Raw genomic sequence first — 1,779 nt, forward strand, 5'->3', positions numbered from 1 at the left:
GGCAGCGACGGCCGTTTTGCCAGCGTGGTGACGCGCGACAACGAACTCGTCACGCTCGATGGCGGCAAGCCTCTCTGGCGCCAGCAGCTTCCATCGCGGGTGGTGACAGCGCCCCTGGTCGCTGGCGAACGTGTCTTCGTGCTGGCTGTAGACCGCAGCGTGCATGCCTTCGATGCACTCGATGGCCGCAAGCTCTGGACCTACAAGCGCCCCAACGATGCCCTCACGCTGGCCAGCCCGGGCCTGCTCGCACCTTTCAAAGACACCTTGCTCGTGGGGCAGGGGCCCAAGCTGGCCGGTCTCGACCCCTTGCGCGGCACCCTGCGCTGGGAGGCCACCTTGGCTTCGCCGCGCGGCACCAACGAGATCGAGCGATTGGCTGACCTGCTGGGCCCGGCAGCCCGCATGGGCGACCTCATCTGCGCGCGCGCCTACCAGTCGGCCGTGGCCTGCGTGAATGCCGAACGCGGCAACGTGGTGTGGACGCGCAACGCCGGCGGCGTGAACAGCGTAGGTGCCGATGCGCAGATGGTCGCCGGTGTCGATGCGTCTGACCGCTTGACTGGTTGGCGCACCGTTGACGGCACGGTCGCCTGGACGGTCGAGAAACTGCTGTACCGCAACCTGAGTGCGCCCCTGGCCGTGGGCAAGGCGTTTGTGCTCGGAGACCTTCAAGGCATGGTGCACTGGTTCGCGCGCGACACCGGTGAAGCGGTCTTGCGCCTGCCCACCGACGGCACGCCGATCCAGGTGGCGCCGGTGGCGTCTGGGCTGACGCTGCTGATCGTCACACGGGACGGTGGGCTGTTCGCCTTCCGACCTGAATAGCGCACTCGTATTCCCAAGAAACCCGCGCCATGAAACCAGTGATTGCGGTGGTCGGCCGCCCCAACGTGGGCAAGTCCACTCTGTTCAACCGCATGACCAAGACCCGCGACGCCATCGTGGCTGATTTCGCTGGGCTCACCCGCGATCGTCACTACGGAGACGGCCGACTGGCTGACCGCGAGTTCATCGTCATCGACACCGGCGGCTTCGAACCCGACAGCTCGACCGGCATCGTCAAGGAAATGGCCAAGCAGACACGCCAGGCCGTGGCCGAGGCCGATGCGGTGATTTTCGTGGTCGACATCCGAACGGGGGTCTCCGCGCAAGACCACGACATCGCTCGCTACCTGCGCTCGGTCAACAAGAAGGTGTTCCTCGCCGCCAACAAGGCCGAAGGCATGGTCGACTCGCCGTTGCTGGGCGAGTTGTACGAGCTGGGCATGGGCGAGCCACACCCGATCTCGTCGGCACACGGGCAGGGCATTCGAAGCCTTCTCGATGCGGTGCTCGAAGGCTTCGAGCCCGACGAAAAGACCGGAGACCTGCAAGAAGATGCGCCCATCCGCCTCGCGGTGGCCGGCCGTCCCAATGTGGGCAAGTCGACCCTCATCAACACCTGGCTGGGCGAAGAGCGTCTGGTGGCCTTTGACCAGCCCGGCACGACGCGCGACGCCATCGTGGCCGACTTCGCTGGTCTCACGCGCGACCGCCACTATGGCGACGGCCGCCTGGGCGACCGCGAGTTCATCGTCATCGACACCGGAGGTTTCGAGCCCGACAGCTCGACCGGCATCGTCAAGGAAATGGCCAAGCAGACACGCCAAGCCGTGGCCGAGGCCGATGCGGTGATCTTCGTGGTCGACATCCGCACGGGTGTGTCGGCACAAGACCACGACATCGCGCGCTACCTGCGCTCGGTCAACAAGAAGGTGTTCCTCGCTGCCAACAAGG

The 1,779-nt window shown here is 65.9% G+C and carries 2 protein-coding genes; both read left to right on the top strand.

The window, feature by feature from the left end; all coding sequences use genetic code 11:
* Positions 1-828 (top strand): outer membrane protein assembly factor BamB family protein (locus RMO40_RS07695; protein ID WP_309718610.1); only part of this gene is annotated, 828 nt, incomplete at its 5' end.
* Positions 829-857: 29 nt separating this feature from the next.
* The coding region (locus RMO40_RS07700; protein ID WP_309718614.1) for a GTPase at positions 858-1,779 on the top strand (922 nt) is incomplete at its 3' end.

Source organism: Rhizobacter sp., assembly GCF_031412075.1.
In the GTDB taxonomy this organism is placed as follows: Bacteria; Pseudomonadota; Gammaproteobacteria; order Burkholderiales; family Burkholderiaceae_C; genus Rhizobacter.